This is a genomic window from Priestia sp. TRM10, assembly GCF_057808375.1.
In genome coordinates this window covers 530,214-545,393 of record NZ_JBJZOT010000015.1, presented here as the reverse complement: position 1 = coordinate 545,393, position 15,180 = coordinate 530,214, and the positions used below count along the sequence as shown (strand labels likewise).

Annotated in this window: 19 protein-coding genes; all 19 read left to right on the top strand. The window is 34.7% G+C overall.

Translation table 11 applies throughout. The annotated features are described in order from the left end of the window. Positions 1 to 207 precede the first annotated feature (207 nt). Positions 208 to 612, top strand: a complete 405-nt coding sequence (locus ACK3CR_RS19545) for a hypothetical protein (RefSeq protein ID WP_111925326.1) — start codon at positions 208 to 210, stop codon at positions 610 to 612. Then, entirely contained in the window at positions 609 to 1,946 is a 1,338-nt protein-coding gene (locus ACK3CR_RS19540) for an HNH endonuclease (protein ID WP_488975991.1), read from the top strand. The genes ACK3CR_RS19545 and ACK3CR_RS19540 overlap by 4 nt, the downstream gene beginning before the upstream one ends. Positions 1,947 to 1,969: 23 nt before the next feature. After that, positions 1,970 to 2,443, top strand: coding sequence for an SMI1/KNR4 family protein (locus ACK3CR_RS19535; RefSeq protein WP_488975990.1), 474 nt, complete (start codon positions 1,970 to 1,972; stop codon positions 2,441 to 2,443). An 867-nt stretch (positions 2,444 to 3,310) separates the two neighbouring features. Beyond that, a complete protein-coding gene (locus ACK3CR_RS19530; RefSeq protein ID WP_488975989.1) occupies positions 3,311 to 3,727 on the top strand; it encodes a tetratricopeptide repeat protein in 417 nt (138 codons plus the stop codon). A gap of 11 nt (positions 3,728 to 3,738) precedes the next feature. Continuing rightward, entirely contained in the window at positions 3,739 to 4,161 is a 423-nt protein-coding gene (locus ACK3CR_RS19525) for a hypothetical protein (RefSeq protein WP_488975988.1), read from the top strand. Positions 4,162 to 4,339: 178 nt separating this feature from the next. After that, positions 4,340 to 4,543 carry a hypothetical protein gene (locus tag ACK3CR_RS19520; protein ID WP_488975987.1) on the top strand — a complete coding sequence of 68 codons (204 nt, stop codon included), beginning with the start codon at positions 4,340 to 4,342 and terminating at the stop codon, positions 4,541 to 4,543. Continuing rightward, the gene (locus ACK3CR_RS19515) at positions 4,544 to 4,909 is read left to right on the top strand and encodes a suppressor of fused domain protein (protein ID WP_488975985.1); all 366 of its coding nucleotides are present in this window, start codon (positions 4,544 to 4,546) and stop codon (positions 4,907 to 4,909) included. It begins immediately after the preceding gene. Positions 4,910 to 5,016: 107 nt separating this feature from the next. Next, positions 5,017 to 5,667, top strand: coding sequence for an SMI1/KNR4 family protein (locus ACK3CR_RS19510; RefSeq protein ID WP_488975984.1), 651 nt, complete (start codon positions 5,017 to 5,019; stop codon positions 5,665 to 5,667). A 247-nt stretch (positions 5,668 to 5,914) separates the two neighbouring features. Continuing rightward, on the top strand, positions 5,915 to 6,463 hold the full coding sequence (locus tag ACK3CR_RS19505; protein WP_488975983.1) for a SecY-interacting protein Syd: 549 nt from the start codon (positions 5,915 to 5,917) through the stop codon (positions 6,461 to 6,463). A gap of 50 nt (positions 6,464 to 6,513) precedes the next feature. Beyond that, positions 6,514 to 7,002, top strand: a complete 489-nt coding sequence (locus tag ACK3CR_RS19500) for a YxiF family protein (protein WP_488975982.1) — start codon at positions 6,514 to 6,516, stop codon at positions 7,000 to 7,002. Between the two features lie 100 nt (positions 7,003 to 7,102). Further along, the gene (locus tag ACK3CR_RS19495) at positions 7,103 to 7,618 is read left to right on the top strand and encodes a SecY-interacting protein Syd (protein WP_488976211.1); all 516 of its coding nucleotides are present in this window, start codon (positions 7,103 to 7,105) and stop codon (positions 7,616 to 7,618) included. Positions 7,619 to 7,673: 55 nt separating this feature from the next. After that, entirely contained in the window at positions 7,674 to 7,934 is a 261-nt protein-coding gene (locus ACK3CR_RS19490; RefSeq protein ID WP_488975981.1) for a hypothetical protein, read from the top strand. A 250-nt stretch (positions 7,935 to 8,184) separates the two neighbouring features. Continuing rightward, a complete protein-coding gene (locus tag ACK3CR_RS19485) occupies positions 8,185 to 8,430 on the top strand; it encodes a hypothetical protein (RefSeq protein WP_488975980.1) in 246 nt (81 codons plus the stop codon). Positions 8,431 to 8,444: 14 nt separating this feature from the next. Continuing rightward, positions 8,445 to 9,254 carry a hypothetical protein gene (locus tag ACK3CR_RS19480; RefSeq protein ID WP_488975979.1) on the top strand — a complete coding sequence of 270 codons (810 nt, stop codon included), beginning with the start codon at positions 8,445 to 8,447 and terminating at the stop codon, positions 9,252 to 9,254. A gap of 28 nt (positions 9,255 to 9,282) precedes the next feature. Continuing rightward, positions 9,283 to 9,738, top strand: a complete 456-nt coding sequence (locus ACK3CR_RS19475) for an SMI1/KNR4 family protein (RefSeq protein WP_488975978.1) — start codon at positions 9,283 to 9,285, stop codon at positions 9,736 to 9,738. Between the two features lie 135 nt (positions 9,739 to 9,873). After that, positions 9,874 to 11,205, top strand: coding sequence for a WD40/YVTN/BNR-like repeat-containing protein (locus tag ACK3CR_RS19470; RefSeq protein ID WP_488975977.1), 1,332 nt, complete (start codon positions 9,874 to 9,876; stop codon positions 11,203 to 11,205). 653 nt (positions 11,206 to 11,858) lie between these two features. Then, a complete protein-coding gene (locus ACK3CR_RS19465) occupies positions 11,859 to 13,121 on the top strand; it encodes a SulP family inorganic anion transporter (RefSeq protein ID WP_488975976.1) in 1,263 nt (420 codons plus the stop codon). A 148-nt stretch (positions 13,122 to 13,269) separates the two neighbouring features. Further along, positions 13,270 to 14,184 carry an endonuclease I family protein gene (locus ACK3CR_RS19460; protein ID WP_488975975.1) on the top strand — a complete coding sequence of 305 codons (915 nt, stop codon included), beginning with the start codon at positions 13,270 to 13,272 and terminating at the stop codon, positions 14,182 to 14,184. A gap of 109 nt (positions 14,185 to 14,293) precedes the next feature. Beyond that, a complete protein-coding gene (locus tag ACK3CR_RS19455; protein WP_410914690.1) occupies positions 14,294 to 15,160 on the top strand; it encodes an AraC family transcriptional regulator in 867 nt (288 codons plus the stop codon). Positions 15,161 to 15,180 lie beyond the last annotated feature (20 nt).

The following is a 15,180-nucleotide window of genomic DNA, read 5'->3' as shown; positions in this document are numbered from 1 at the left end:
TATCTCTCCTATAAGATATAACAGAAGTTTTAATAGAGAAGTAGAAACTAGTTCTTTTGAATCTTGGAACGTTTGTTCTTATTAGGTATAAAGGTCTTCATGGCTTGAAAAAAGCAATCCTTCTTCCTATCCAAATTTTCCATATATTCCTTTAAAATAGTAGTTGGAAAAGAAAAGGATTTGAGGAAAAAGGAAGGAGAGGATCGATTGGGCTACGATGTATGGGGCGGCGTGAAAAATGTAGCGAGTGATGCTTGGGATAAGACTAAAGACACAGCTAATGATGTCAAAGATAAATTGGAAGACGCAAAGGAAGAAGCGGAGCGTCAACTTCTTCGGGCTAAATATTTGGCTCAAGCAGAAGCATTAGATAGCTATGCGAATAATGTAAGAAAAGCGCTTGAAGACTTTAACCAAGCTCCTCAAGAAAATGCGAAAGCTTATAATGCGCATGCGGTTGATTGGCAAGGAAAGAAAAAAGAAGCCTATGATGATTATCAAAATCAGCTTCGCACAGTGGCTGGTGAAGCCCGTGTTGATGGCCAAAATCTTATCATTGAAATCGAGAGGAAAGCCGCTCAGCTCAGAGAAAAGGCAGGTAATCTTGCATGACACAAAATGGTGGATATACAATTGAAGTTGATCCAGACAAGCTTGATGAATTAGCAAGTGGAATTGGGACAGCAGAAATGAAATGTAGCTTTGCCCTAAGTAAATTAAAGTGGGGGATGGGAAGCATAGCCGCTGATATTGCCGGTGTTGGCGGCGGTAATATTAATCATCTTCAAGAGAAGTTTGAAGGCTCTATTAAAAAATATAAAGATTTATTAGATGACTCTCAAGCATTTGTAAAGAAAACAGCGGCAGACGTAAGACAGCTTGATCAATCATGGCAAGCAAAGCTAGGACGGACAGTTGGAGAATTCTCAGGCTGGTACGATCTTCAGCGCACGTTCGGCGAGTATGACCCACAAACAGGTGAAAAAATTACAGGAGGCCAGCGTGCTGAAGCTGGGGTTATGACAATCCTCAACTTCTCGCCAGGAAAAGCCATTGGCGTTGTTGCTAAAGGCGGAAAGATGGCCAAAACGGCAAAGATTGGACAGGAAGCTTCAGCCCTTGGTAAAATAAAAAGTGGAAGAAAAGCCGTTAACCCTGCTGTTTTTAAGGACTTCTTTTCTGGTGCGTGGAATAGTATGAAGGGGCGATTTCGGTCGGCTAAGGAGTACATAGTTAAAGGGAAAGAAGCGGTTAAGCGAGTTCGAGAGAATATTGGTAATGTAAAAGTTCCTGTAGGTGTGCGTGTTGCGGATACGGGAATGGGTGCTAGAATGATAGTTCCTGAGAAGAGATCGTTGAAGGAGCTTGGGCAGCAGTTTGCGGTGAAAGTTAGAGAATCTGGTAGTAAAGGAACTAGGGAAGGTACCAAAGGAATTGATAGAGCGAGAAAGCCAGATTTAGAGAGTATAGAAGAGTTTGTTAAAGGTAACAAGAAATTTGAAGATGTTCTTGATGATTATGCTCTTATTTATGGAGAATTAGTTAAATCAAATAAACCCTGGTCTTGGCAAGATGACTTTATTGGTAAAATATCAGCAGGACGAAGAAAGATAATAAAAGAGAGGGCTTTAGGGCTATATCCTGATATACCTACTATTGAGGTACAAAAAGTAAAGGGATTAAAATTTGGATATGCCGATTTTAAAGGAGCAGGTGTGGTATTATCTAAAGATGTTCTTCCAGAGAGATTATGGTTAGCAACAGACAGAGAACAGTTTAACTGGTTAAATGAGAGATTACCTAATAAAATACAGCCTGAAGGCACAACATGGCATCATAAAGAAAAAGATGGAGAAATGGAACTTGTCCCATTTGGTATTCATAATATTACTAAACATAATGGAGGAAGAACCAAAGGACATTGGGCAGATGCTCCGCGACATTAAATTAATCTAGAGGTGAAATGACTATGAAAATTCAAAATGATAGTGTAGTTCTCCCTATTCCAGATGAGAAATTGATTACACGGGTAGAAGATAATTTTGAAATTAAATTTCCAGCAGACTTTATACATTTTTTATCAAAAAATAATGGTGCTATTCCAATAACTAGATTTTTTAAATATAAGTCTAATGAATATGTAGTTGATCGTTTTTTATGTTTACTAGATAATCCTCGTGAAAATGACAGAGGTATGTACGACATAAAAGTTGTATTTAGTCAATTAGATGAAAGAATTATTTCAGATGAAGATTCTACAGGAGCTGAATTAGTCCCATTTGCCGCTTTGTTTGCTGGAAACTTTGTGTGTCTAGATTATAGGGATAATGAAAAAAGTCCAACAATTTGTATTTGGTATAATGAGGGTTCAGGGGAGTTTGAACCTGTCACAGAAAAGATTGCAAATAGTGTAGACGAATTTGTGACTATGCTAGAAGAGTAATATATCTAATTAGAACATACTGTTTCCTCAAGATAAAAATAATGCCTTCTTTTAAATATATATTCAAATTTTATCTATATCTTCTTAAATTCCATGTGTAAGATAAACGTGGATAATAAGTAAAAAGATAAAAATAATAATAATAACTCAAATGTATGACTAGCATTACTACTTTGTTTGTACATTGTAATGTAATAGTGGAGAGCTTTGTAAGACAAAATACAGAGTTCTGCATTTTATTTATATGAATAAAAGAGGTTATGAGTTTAGACATCGATTACAAGAGAATATCTCTTAAAACTGGTATGACAAATCATAAAGAGCGTAATTAAAGCTGGAGACTTCAGCAACAGATTTACTAGAAGGTTTAAGGAATCCTCCTTATATATTAATAAGGGGATTTCCCTTCCAATAAAGCTTCCAGTAAGATAAAGGGACTAATTGGAAATTTAGGGTCCATTGTTACAGTGTTAAATATAGAACCAATTAGTGAAATATAATTAATATTAGCAAGTTAACAATATATTGTACTATTAAAAAATGTATTAAAGTTATATAAAATTAAGGATATTATTAAATTTAGAATATGTACGAACTTAAAGTACTTGATTGTTTATCCAAGACAACAAGTGCTTTTTTTGATTACTAAATAAGTAAATAGCTTTAATGGTTAGGATAGATCAAAATAAATCTATAAGTGGAACAATCCAGGAGAATATTATGGAGCAAAGTCTCCAGAGGTAAGGGAAGGGATGTTAGACTCTAATAATTATGTATTAGACCATTATAGGTTGAACAGATCTGCGGGTGCAAAGTTAAAGGAGACTTACTTGCCACCTACTAAGTAATCATTGGAGGGAATTAATAGTGGAACTGGACGATCAGTTATATGATCAAATTGTACAATTATGTAATGTTGGAAACTCTCTTATTGAAAAAGGTCAAGTTGATAAAGCAATAGAGAGCTATACAGAGGCTTTGAATTTGGTCCCATTGCCGAAAAACGAATGGGAAACAAGTACATGGATTTATACAGCATTAGGCGACAGTTATTTTTATAACGGTGACTATGAATTAGCAAAAAATCACCTTTATAATGCCCTAAACTGTCCAGATGGACCTTCAAATCCATTTATTTTACTAAGACTTGGAGAAAGTTTGTTTGAATGTGGAGAGCTTGATAAAGCTAAAGAGTATCTATTAAGAGCTTACATGTTAGAAGGCTATAAGCTGTTTTTTGATGAAGACGACAAGTATTTTCAATTGATAATAGATATGATTTGAGGAGGATAAAGATGGCTGTTTTACAACCCCCTATAAAAGAAAAGTTTGAAAGTCTTGTGAATCAGAGTAATGAACAATTTAATAATGGTAACCATATGGATTCTATTTTGTCGCTAGAAAAAGCTTGGGACTTAATACCTGAACCCAAAGGTATTTATAGTGAAGAAAGTTATCATTTAGTAAAGGATATTATTCATACTTATTTTATAGTAAATGATTTTGAAAAAGCAAAGGAATGGGCAGAAAAAATATTTTTAACTGGATTTGACCGTATAGATTCAGGTGGTAAGGAATTTATTTCAGGAAGAGTTGCTTTTGAATTAGGTGATTTAGAGACGGCAAAAGAATTTTTTAGCATTGCCAATAGAAAATCGGAAGGAAGATGTTTTGGGAGTCCAAAGCACACCAAATATCTCCAATTTTTTAAAAGCTAATAATATAGGTTAGTTGAATAAAATGGAGAGGTTTGTCAGTAACCTATTCATCGTGTTAGTAGCAGCACTTAATTATCTATAATAGATATTAAGTGCTTTTTATTTTTAAATATTAAAACCTACTAGATAATGTAGATACTTCAAAATGAAAGAGGAACCTATAAAGGAGTAAAAAAGAATGATTAACTACGGAGAACTCTACTACAACCATTATGAAAAATTTTTAGGAGAGCCGATTGACCGAGAAATATTTAAAAGTAATGGACAAATGCCAGGTATTCAAGTTTTGAAGTATGAAAATGTATTTGAAGAATGCTTGGTTTATAATACACTTGGATTTAGTAATTACGAAGATATAGTAGGAAATAATATTGAGGTTTAAATGGTGATTAATGGAGCATTTAATCGTACAGGATATATTCTGACCAATGCATTATTTTACTGTATCAGTAACCAAGTAGGAATGGGAAGAGGAGTAGCTATAGGTGGCATTGAAAGCGTGGATAAAGACTTTGTCCAAAAGTATAATAAAAGCGCAGTTTACTTCACAGAACCCTTTGCTTTCCCAAAAGAATATAGCGACGTTCATATTGAGACCGAGAATAAGGATGGTAGAATCCTGTTAGCATTTTTCATTTCCCAATCAGAGTATGAATATTTTATAAAGTATGGAGCGGAGAAATTTGAGGATTTGTTAGAAGAAAGAGATGTTGATCCATTTAATGTTACAAGGATATCTTCTGTTTGAGGAATAATACTGATATAAAGCTCGCCATAATCTCTAGAAAAAGAACTGAAGGTTACGATACTGATATCCATTATAAATTTAACGAGAGCTGTAAGGAGATTTATAAAATGATTAATTTATCCACGGTTGCAGGCTTGATTAAAAATAAAGCAGCAAGTGAGGCTGAAATTCGAGAAGTAGAAAATCTTATGAAAATTACCTTACCAAACGTCTATAAAGATTTATTAAGATATACAAATGGCTTTTTAACGGATGATAGCTTGTTTATTTATGGAACAGAAGATCTGGAGGAGAGAAACGAGACTTGGGAAGTAGATGAATGTGCAACTGGATATATCTCTATCGGTGATGATGGTGGAGGGAATGTTTTCTTAATGCTTCAAAATGAAGACGAAGAAGAGGTGTTAGTTAGTGATTCTGGGGATATGAACCCGAGTCATGCAACTATAGTTACTCTGGATTTTAACAAATGGGTGAATAATGGTTGTGTGAGTGAAACAGAGCAGGAAGTAATAATTGAGCCACCTGATACTTGTAACATAGTGTTAGCAAAAACTCCTAATGGAGGCTTAAAAGATTTAATAGAAATAAAGAACGTATTAGGACTAGAGATTTCAGCATTAAATCTATTAAAGGGTTCAAAAAAAACTCCTTATATATTAGCAGAGAAATTCCCATATGGTAAGGCAAAGAAACGAATTGAGAAATTAGGACCCATTGGTAGAGTGCTAAATATAGAGCCTAACGATGAAAAATAGTTAAAAGCAAATCATAATTGTCCAAAGGTATATAGAGCTTATGAAAACTTAAGGAGATTATTAAATTTAACATATGAGCGAATTGCAAGCACTTAATTGTTTATTAAAGACAACAAGTGCTTTTTTAATTACTAATAAGTAAATCCCTTTAGATGGTTACGATGTTTTAAAATAAATTTATAATTAGTAATAAGAGAATAATTACCCAACTTTTTATAACAAAGCAAATAGAAAAAGGAGAATTACAGTGAAAGATGAACTGAAAAGGTACTTCACTCAACTCATTAATGTCTGGCATGATTTTAACCATTCACTTCCAAAAGTGCCTTGGGATGATAGGGTTATTCCCTTTATATATGAAGGAGAAATGGATCAAGATGAGTATATATGCTGGAAACCAGTCGAAAAGGATATAGGCCATGACTTTGCCGATATAGAGAAAGTGCTAGATGGTAGTTTGCATGAGTCTATAAAACGTTACTTTAATTCGTACTGGTTTGCAGAATTAGCAGGATTTTATAAAAAATATAATATTATATTAGAACCTGTTTTGCCCGGCATTGAACTAGAAGATTTTGTTTCGCAACTAATAAGTTATAAAGAAGCTCACGAAGATAAACTGCAGTATATTCCATTGGGCTTGGACTGTGAAAATGGTTTCTTAATAGTGATTGATAATAGTAACGGAAACGTTAAGATAGAAGATTGTGAGACAGGAAAGTATGAAGTCATAGCAGATAGTCTTGATCAGCTTATCTGTGGCATGCAACTAAAGGGGGAGGCACTATTAGAATGAGAGGGACAAGACAATAGAAAACAAATCTAAATAGGAGAATTATAGGAAAGGTGATTAATTTGAGTAATGAAAAAACAACAAAAATGGAGTTGCTAAAAAGAAAAAGCAGACGGAAGAATTTACTCCAAGAGTTGAGCTACATAACGTTTACAGAGGAACCTTTTTTAGACGTTGAACATAATGATGCCTTTTGTAAGAAAGTATTTTCTTTGCTTAAGACAAAGAAAAATAAAATCAAATTGCAAGGAGATGACTATAAAGAAAACATTCAAAAATTAATCGACTTGTTAAATGAAACTATTCATACTATTAGAGTAATCCCAAAAAGAGGCAGGCTCTTATTTTTTAGAGAAAACGAAATAGAAGCAGTACTAATTAGTATGAACGAAATATTTAGTAACTTACACATGATTCTTGAGTCAACAAAGTTTTCGATTGGATATGGAGATTTCATACTAGTTGCAGAAGACTTCAGTTTTGGTTTGTGTATAGAACGAACGGAATACTTTTATGAATTTAGCACTTGGGGGCTATCATGAAAATAAGAGATATGAGGATTCTGATTGGCTATAAGCCGTTAGACTTGTTACTTTTAAGAGGTTCTAGTAAAGGATGTTAACTTTGTCAATAAAAGAAGCGATGAAGACATATTTTGAAATGAGAAGAGAAGCAGCTGATAAAGGTTTGGACTTTTTAAGGAAAACACCTGTTACGAATAACGATTTAATCATTTATAAAGGTGAAATAGATGATGAAGGGTATATTTCATGGAAACCTATAGAAATGACTGTTACACAAGACTTTAAGAAATTAGAAGATGAATTAAATATAAAGTTTCATCCATCACTTGTTGAGTATTTTAATTCCTATTGGTTTGTGGACTTAGATGGTTTTTTCAAAGACTACTATATTTGCTTAGAAGCAGTGCTACCAGATGCTGAAATGGTTTCCTTTGGAGAGTCTGTGAAAGGATATAAGAAAAACCATGAAGATTGTCTAGAGAAAGTCCCGATTGGAATTGAGGGGAATGGGCTACTCGTTGTAATTGAAAATAGCAGTGGACTTGTGCAATTAGAAGACTATGAGCGAGGGACATTCTCCAATATTGCAAGCAATATTGAAGAATTAATAAGGAACTTAAGGTTGAAAAAGTAGTATCTTGTATATAAGAGACTAGAATATAGGGATTCTCTAAAAAGGAGGTCACAAAATGAGTGTATCCATTTATTACACTGCACAACGTAAACAAAAACTCACAGATGATGAGCAAGAAGCTATCCATAAATTAATTTTGGATTATTCGGTTGATCAGGAAATTGAAAAATATATCAGTACAGGTGAAAGATATAATTGGACAAACTTTTACGTTTATGAGCCGGAAAATCCAACAGAAGAGAACGTTATTTTCGAAGGTTCAACCCAGCTCCCTGATAACAGTGAAGAGGCTATGTGGGAAGGTGTTCAACATTAGTCTTCATTACTTTCACAAATACGCTGTGTGATTTGGGATGCAGAATGGCATGTGCATATCGATGACCATGTACTCTTTTGGGATGAGGAGTATTTGGAATATGATTTGTCAAAATAAAGGTAGTATTGAATTTGTAATGTAATAATAGAAAGGACTGATTGCCATTACAACAATTAATCTAGTAGTTTGTCATGATTCAAACGTAAATACATATATTCCATTCTTGAGGGAGAAGACATCTAAATCAATAATGGAAATTAAACAATGTATAAGTTTAGGAAAGCCTGTAATCCAATGTGATTATTACGATAGAGATGAATTAATGTTTTTAGTGCAATGTTACGAAAAACTGCTTTCAATGGGAGCAAAACTAGCCATATATGAAGAGGGCAGAAGTATCTCAATTGAAATGGTCAAAAATTTAATAGAATCAATAGAAGGAATTAAATCAGATTGGGAGAGAATCGATAATTTTACATTTGATGATTTTGAATAAATAGGAGAAACAGAATGAATATAAGTGAAGTAAGAAAGCATACTTTCGATGAGGATATTTACTATATCGATGTTTTCCAAGAAAAAATTGTAGTGAACAACCATAGTGAGGGAATAACGGTGTTTGATCATAATCTGAATCCATTAAAAGAAATCCCCATAGTTGATAATATGGAGATATATTCTTCTTATAAAAATTTAAAAACAAATGAGCTAATTTTGTATGATTCTTACAACAATGCATTGATACATATTGAGTTGAACTCTTTTAAAGTTAAGATATACACACACGTTAGAGATTTACCGAATTTCTTGAAACTTTATGAGTGGGAAGGGGAAAAGGTGATATTTGTCACGCTTAGTGGTGACTTTTTTATTTTCGATACTGAAAGTAATATTCTTAAGCACACGGATAGATCTGAAGTTAAACAACATTATGCTGATCTTTATCAACTATGGTTTGAAACAAAGGAGGCTCGAATTGTAACATATAACCATAATAATCATGAAGTTATTTACAAGGGGTGGAGGGAAAAGGAATATGCTTTATACAACCCCAATAATGGTGAAAAAATCATATGGTCAGCATCTAATCCTCATGAAGTAATAACCTTAGAGAATGTAGTTGTTTTTGTTCGAGAAGCTGATCTCTTAATTCAGCATCAAACGCAATCTTTTATGCTGCACTCGCATTTAAATATGATATTTGCGAGATGTCGAATAGTAAAAAAACACTCTAATTTCTTCATCTTTGTGCTAAGTCATCATCAGTTTGAGGTCCGAAGTGAGTTGATAATTTATAGGTTGGAAACAGAACTTTTATAAGAAGGTTATTTTAAAGGTAGGGAACAGGATGTTTGATTTTTCGATATTAAAAAATGGCAATCACAAATTTTATAAGCTAACAGAAAATGATATTAAAGAAGCGGAAGAACGATTAGGCTTTGCTTTTCCAGCCGAGCTAAGAGCTTTTTATCAGAAAGTTGGATACGGCTTCTTGGATGTAAATAATAAAAATTCATTCAATAGAATGCTAGATCCTCATTCTGTAGCAGATATTCGATTTCGGGAAGGAATTTATGAGTATGATCCAGATTTAGATGATATATATGAGGAAGAAGACGAGCTTGTTTTTTATGAAGTGAATGAAGGCGTTTATTTAACAATTGATCTTGGGAATAAGAAGCAATCTCCCGTATATTATTTAGGAACAAAAATAGCCGATTCTTTTGGAGAGTTTCTTGAGAAGATGAATAAGGATACGGATTATTTTGAAGATATTATAGGATCGGAATTTGAGAAAGATTAGCTTGATAGAAAGAGTATTGAAATTAGCTTTCAATACTCTTTTTTTATAATCTAACAGCCGATGATTTTTTAATAGATTACTAAAGTGGAAATAAGTGTTAGAATGAGATGGGAAATGTAGTAAAGGAGCTCTAACATGATAAAAAGCAAAAAGTGGCTCATAGCCATTACAACATGCATACTTCTTTTAGCAATAGGACTCTTTCTTTTCTTAAAGTTGTCCGAACCAGACTTCAACAAAGACCTTCCGATGTCAATTTCGATTGATCATGAAAGTAAAGAATTAGGTGCAGAAGATGCTGCTTACATGTTCCTGTCAGATCTTCTTAATCCGTACAAAGAAAGTAAAGCTCCTTCATGGAAAAAGCTTGAAGATGTACGTTTTGATGAATTTCAACTGCTTGCAGGTGACAATGAGGAGGCAGCCGTAGCGGTTACCTTTTGGATTAAACCAAAAAATAAAACGTGGAGTATTTTTCATAATTGGGGCGGCATGGAGAAGGATGGAACGATTCGGGATATTCACTGGACGATGAGACTTAAGAAAAGGGGAGACAACACATACGAGCTTACAAAAATTGAAGAAACCTCAGGCGCTGTAGCAGGACTCCCTGTAGTAGAAAAACAGTATCAAAAGGAAGCAGGCATAAAGGTAGAAAACAGTGATATGAACTATACGCTTGAGCAGGACAAATTACAAGTTACCTATAATGGCGGAAAAAGTTGGGTGAAGGTTCCGCTTGAGGTTGATCAATTATTTCAAGGGGACTACAGTGGTTCAAAGGATACGTTGATTGAAGGAAGTTTTGTTATTTCATCAGAGAAAACAGCCTTTGTTTTTGTAGAAGATGGTATGGAAGCTGAACAAGTAAGTATTCTCTACTCTAATAATAAAGGAAAGACGTGGAAGACGAGCCGCATTTCAGAAGAGTTTGCGTCTGTACGACTTAGAACAATTGGCTTTACGTCTAAAAAGGATGGCTATCTGATCCTTACCTATGACAGAACAATGGGGTTTGAAGCACATACGGTTTTTAAAACAAATGATGGTGGAGCAACGTGGAAAAAAGCTGGCTCTGTTCCTGACGTCAGCAATCATGTAACAGATGGAACATTTATTAATGATAAGCTAGGATTCCTTTCATTTGGTACAAAAAATGAATTGAACAAAGAGGGAAGTCCTTATCTATTTCGAACAGGGGACGGAGGAAAAACATGGAGTGAAGTTGAATTGCCAATGCCTCCCGAGTATCAAGGTATCTTCGTTGTTGCTGAGCCACCAACTTTTGACGGCTCACAAGGAACGTTACTTGTGAATCAAGGGCCGAGTGGAGATTATCAAGGAGGGAACGTTCTAGCGAGGTTTATTTCAATCGACAAAGGGAAGACATGGAGCTTTGCTAATCTAGTAGATCCTGATCAAGTCCTTGATAGTGAAAAATCAAGATTATCATCAGAAGAGAAATAGCATGAGATAGTCACTTATCTTTTATACATTTGATACGTAAATTTAGTCTAAAAACTGAACTGTAGGATAAGAATTACATCTACTATAGATACGTTAAAACCAGTAGCTCTCACATTAGAGCTACTGGTTTTTTTATATTCTTCTTAGAATAAAAATGAAGCGTTCCATTAAAAGGATTTATTTAAGTTTATTATTTATCATTACTTTATTTTTAATTAAATTAACAAAAATAAACATAATCTCTTTTCCTTTTCCCTCATTTTTAAAATTAAAAAATAAGAAATAGGTTAAAAAATCCTCATCAAATTCTCATCTTTATGTCATTTCATTATAATTTAGCTCATTTAAGATAGAGGTAACTTCAAAAGAAGCGAAAGTTTGCTGTTTCTTAAGTTTTTTAAAAATTTTGTAAATTTTATGTTGATAATGTTAAAAGAATTTAAAATTACTGTTAATGAAATAACAAAGATCAGAACATCGCCGTTTATATACACCATTTGCTTGGAGAACGAAATTTAGTATGGGGAGCATCTAAGGAATAAATCATAAAAAAAGAAGATTAGATGCCCACAGAGTCCCATCTTGACATAGAAAACTAGATTTTGATGAAAAGGAAAATAATCGATACTTAAAAACGGAGGTTATGTGAGTTCATGAATTTAAAAGCATTCAGAGGATATTCCTTACGCAACTTACAAAAAGATGTGCTATCAGGAATTGTTGTTGGTATTATTGCTATTCCTTTAGGATTAGGATTTGCGATTGCATCTGGGACAGATCCTGCCACAGGCCTTTATACAACAATTGTAGCAGGAATACTGATCGCTCTTTTAGGGGGATGTAGATTCCAAATTGGAGGACCCACTGGTGCTTTTGTTCCAGTTTTACTAGGAATCGTGTTGCAGTTTGGGTTTGAGAATTTGCTTATTGCGGGGTTTATGTCAGGAATCTTGCTCATCATCTTTGGGCTATGTAAAGTTGGTAGCTTAATTCAATATTTCCCGAAAGCCACCATCATCGGGTTTCAATCAGGAATCGCGGTCATTATCTTCGCCGGTCAAATTCCAAACTTTTTAGGACTACACGACATTGAGAAATCTGAGTATTTTCATTTAAATATGAAAGAAATAGTAGGGAACCTCCAGTTTTTAAGTTCTTACAGCATTTTAACAGCGCTCATTTGCTTAGGGATTGTGTTAGCAATACCACGCTTGTTCCCTAAGGTTGGGAAGCTTTCGTATCTGTTAGCGATTATTATTTCAAGCGTTGTTTCATCTCTCTTCTTTTCTGGAAAAGTTGAAACAATTGGGTCAATCTACGGAAAAATTCCGAGTCAGATTCCGATGCCACAGCTGCCTGAGATTACAGTTGACAAAGTGATGATGCTTCTTCCATCTTCTTTTATTATCGCGGTTCTTGTTGGACTGCAGTCGTTATTAACGGCTCGCGTAGCAGACGAGATGACAGGCGTGAAGCATAATAGTCGAAAAGAGTTAATTGGTCAAGGCGTAGTAAACATGGTTGCGCCGATATTTCAAGGCATTCCAGCAGCGGGAGAGATTGCTCGAACCGTAACAAATATTAAAAATGGTGCATCTTCTCCAATTGCAGGGGCAACACACGCAGTGTTCGTTTTAATTGTTGTGGTGTTACTTGCTCCATATGCTTCATTTGTTTCTCTTGCTAGTTTGGCACCTGTCTTAATGGTTGTAGCATGGAGTATTAGTAAAAAAGAACAGTTTACAGAGATTGTCAAAGAAAAATCAAGTCATTCCCTTGTGCTCGTCGTAACGTTTCTTCTAACAGTGTTTACAAACTTAACAATCGGAATTGGGGCAGGGTTAGGATTATCACTCTTGTTTTATCTCATAAGCAAAGTAAAAGCGTATCAAAAACAAGTAAACAATGCTCTATAAGAGAAAAAGCCTGAATTCACATGTTGAATTCAGGCTTTTTTTAAATATGGGTAATTCTTCACTTTATAGTGTTGAAGAAAGGAGAAAAGAGTTGTTTCCAAGAATGAATTAGTAAAGAAGATTTCAATATAAAAGGAGAGATGCTGTAATGAATAGAAAAATGGAAGATATGGATAAAAGTGTAGAGATGAATGCTTTTATCGCCGAATTAAAAGAAAATCAAAGAAAAATAGAAGACAAAAACGAGTATTATGATGAAGCGAAAGACCGTGAGGACATCCAGAGCTATTATAGCGGAATCGATTTTGAGCAAACGAGTAGTAAAGAGCTTTTTACAAAGTTAAACGATCTTGTGACACGTACGCATCATACTAAGCTTCCGTACAGCACGGAGACGAGAAATTATCTTTATTCATGGGCAGACCTTCAAGAAAACGGAAAGCTTAAAAGTATCTATTCCGGCCAACAGCAAAATCCAGAAGAAGTGATAAAAGAAGATTATAAGACTTTCTTAAGAAGAGAAAAGGCATATAACACACTGGTAACAAACGATAAAAAAGACGAAAAGACGCTTGAGGTGATGAAAGAGTCGATTGAAAAAGAGAACAAATACAATTGTGAGCATGTTGTGCCACAATCATGGTTTGATAAAGGAAATCCAATGAGAGGAGATTTGCATCATCTTTTTGCATGCGAGCCTAAGTGTAACTCCTCAAGATCGAACCATCCTTTTTACGATTTTGCTGACTATTCTCCAGAAGCAAGCACGAAAACCATTAGAGAAACGTGCGGAAAGTATGAAGAAAACAAATTTGAGCCTGAGAGCGGCAAAGGAGAAGCTGCCAGAGCTACTCTTTATTTCTTATTAAGATATCCAGGAGAGATTCGTAACTACAAAGGAGAAGATATTACGATGCTCGTAAAATGGCATAGAGATGATGAAGTCTCTCTATACGAAAAACACCGCAATCGAGCGATTTGGGAGAAACAAGGAAATCGTAATCCTTTAATTGATTTCCCGCAATATGTGAGTAAGATCGATTTTGCATTGGGCTTGATGTAAGGAGGGTGATGGCACCCTTTATACTTTTAAAAAAAGGTAGGAGATTGTGAGAATGCTATGCTATCTTTTTTATAACGAAAAGTATAATGAGTAGTAAGAGGTGCTGGAAATGGAGACATCGTACGTGTTAAAAATACCGGATAAGAAATTTCAAGATTTTCATCTTCTTTTTTGCGGCTATGGGGTATGTGAGCCTCTTCATCATTTTGGTCCTGCTGTACGTCCGAACTATATTATTCATTTTATTCTATCAGGAAAAGGCTATTACTATGTTGGCGAAGAGAAGTATACGCTTGGAAAAGGGCAAGGTTTTTTAATATTGCCTGATGTGTTAACAAGATATGAAGCAGATGAGAAAGATCCTTGGACATATATATGGATTGGATTTGATGGAACAAACAGTATGGAACATCTGCGCAATATTGGACTTGGCGCTGACAAGCTGTTTTTTCAATCCTCTAGTCTCATAGAATTAGAAGAAGTTGTGATGGATATGCTTCAGTACAAGAAGCTCGATGTGAGGGATGAGTATCGGATTCAAAGTTTACTTTATCTATTTTTCTCTCTTATTGCAAACAGTTCATCAGACTTCTATAAAGAAGAAACGTCAAAGGAAAATGACTATATTACAAAGTCAATTGAATTTATTCAAACGCACTATAACGAGAAAATTAAAGTAACAGACATTGCGCATTATGTTTCCTTAAATAGAAGCTACTTAACAACGCTGTTTCGTAAAAGAACGGGAGTGTCGATTCAACAATATTTAGCACAGTTTCGTCTAACAAGAGCCGTTGAGCTTCTAGCGCTTACGGATTTATCCATCGAGCAGATTGCAGAGTCATGCGGCTATAGTGATCCGCTAGTTTTTTCAAAAGCGTTTAAAAGAGAGAAAGGTGTTTCACCTACAAAGTACAGAGAGCGTGAGCGGCTGGAAGGGATGAACACAAGGGAGAAAAGAGAAGGACTACGCTAAAAAGTGCGTAGTCCTTTTTT

Coding starts and splice junctions, on each gene's coding strand:
- ACK3CR_RS19465 (WP_488975976.1), top strand. CDS start 11,859: ATGAATTTAAAAGCATTCAGAGGATATTCCTTACGCAACTTACAAAAA.
- ACK3CR_RS19480 (WP_488975979.1), top strand. CDS start 8,445: ATGAATATAAGTGAAGTAAGAAAGCATACTTTCGATGAGGATATTTAC.
- ACK3CR_RS19525 (WP_488975988.1), top strand. CDS start 3,739: ATGGCTGTTTTACAACCCCCTATAAAAGAAAAGTTTGAAAGTCTTGTG.
- ACK3CR_RS19485 (WP_488975980.1), top strand. CDS start 8,185: ATGGAAATTAAACAATGTATAAGTTTAGGAAAGCCTGTAATCCAATGT.
- ACK3CR_RS19515 (WP_488975985.1), top strand. CDS start 4,544: ATGGTGATTAATGGAGCATTTAATCGTACAGGATATATTCTGACCAAT.
- ACK3CR_RS19520 (WP_488975987.1), top strand. CDS start 4,340: ATGATTAACTACGGAGAACTCTACTACAACCATTATGAAAAATTTTTA.
- ACK3CR_RS19460 (WP_488975975.1), top strand. CDS start 13,270: ATGAATAGAAAAATGGAAGATATGGATAAAAGTGTAGAGATGAATGCT.
- ACK3CR_RS19475 (WP_488975978.1), top strand. CDS start 9,283: ATGTTTGATTTTTCGATATTAAAAAATGGCAATCACAAATTTTATAAG.
- ACK3CR_RS19510 (WP_488975984.1), top strand. CDS start 5,017: ATGATTAATTTATCCACGGTTGCAGGCTTGATTAAAAATAAAGCAGCA.
- ACK3CR_RS19540 (WP_488975991.1), top strand. CDS start 609: ATGACACAAAATGGTGGATATACAATTGAAGTTGATCCAGACAAGCTT.
- ACK3CR_RS19535 (WP_488975990.1), top strand. CDS start 1,970: ATGAAAATTCAAAATGATAGTGTAGTTCTCCCTATTCCAGATGAGAAA.
- ACK3CR_RS19470 (WP_488975977.1), top strand. CDS start 9,874: ATGATAAAAAGCAAAAAGTGGCTCATAGCCATTACAACATGCATACTT.
- ACK3CR_RS19455 (WP_410914690.1), top strand. CDS start 14,294: ATGGAGACATCGTACGTGTTAAAAATACCGGATAAGAAATTTCAAGAT.
- ACK3CR_RS19490 (WP_488975981.1), top strand. CDS start 7,674: ATGAGTGTATCCATTTATTACACTGCACAACGTAAACAAAAACTCACA.
- ACK3CR_RS19495 (WP_488976211.1), top strand. CDS start 7,103: ATGAAGACATATTTTGAAATGAGAAGAGAAGCAGCTGATAAAGGTTTG.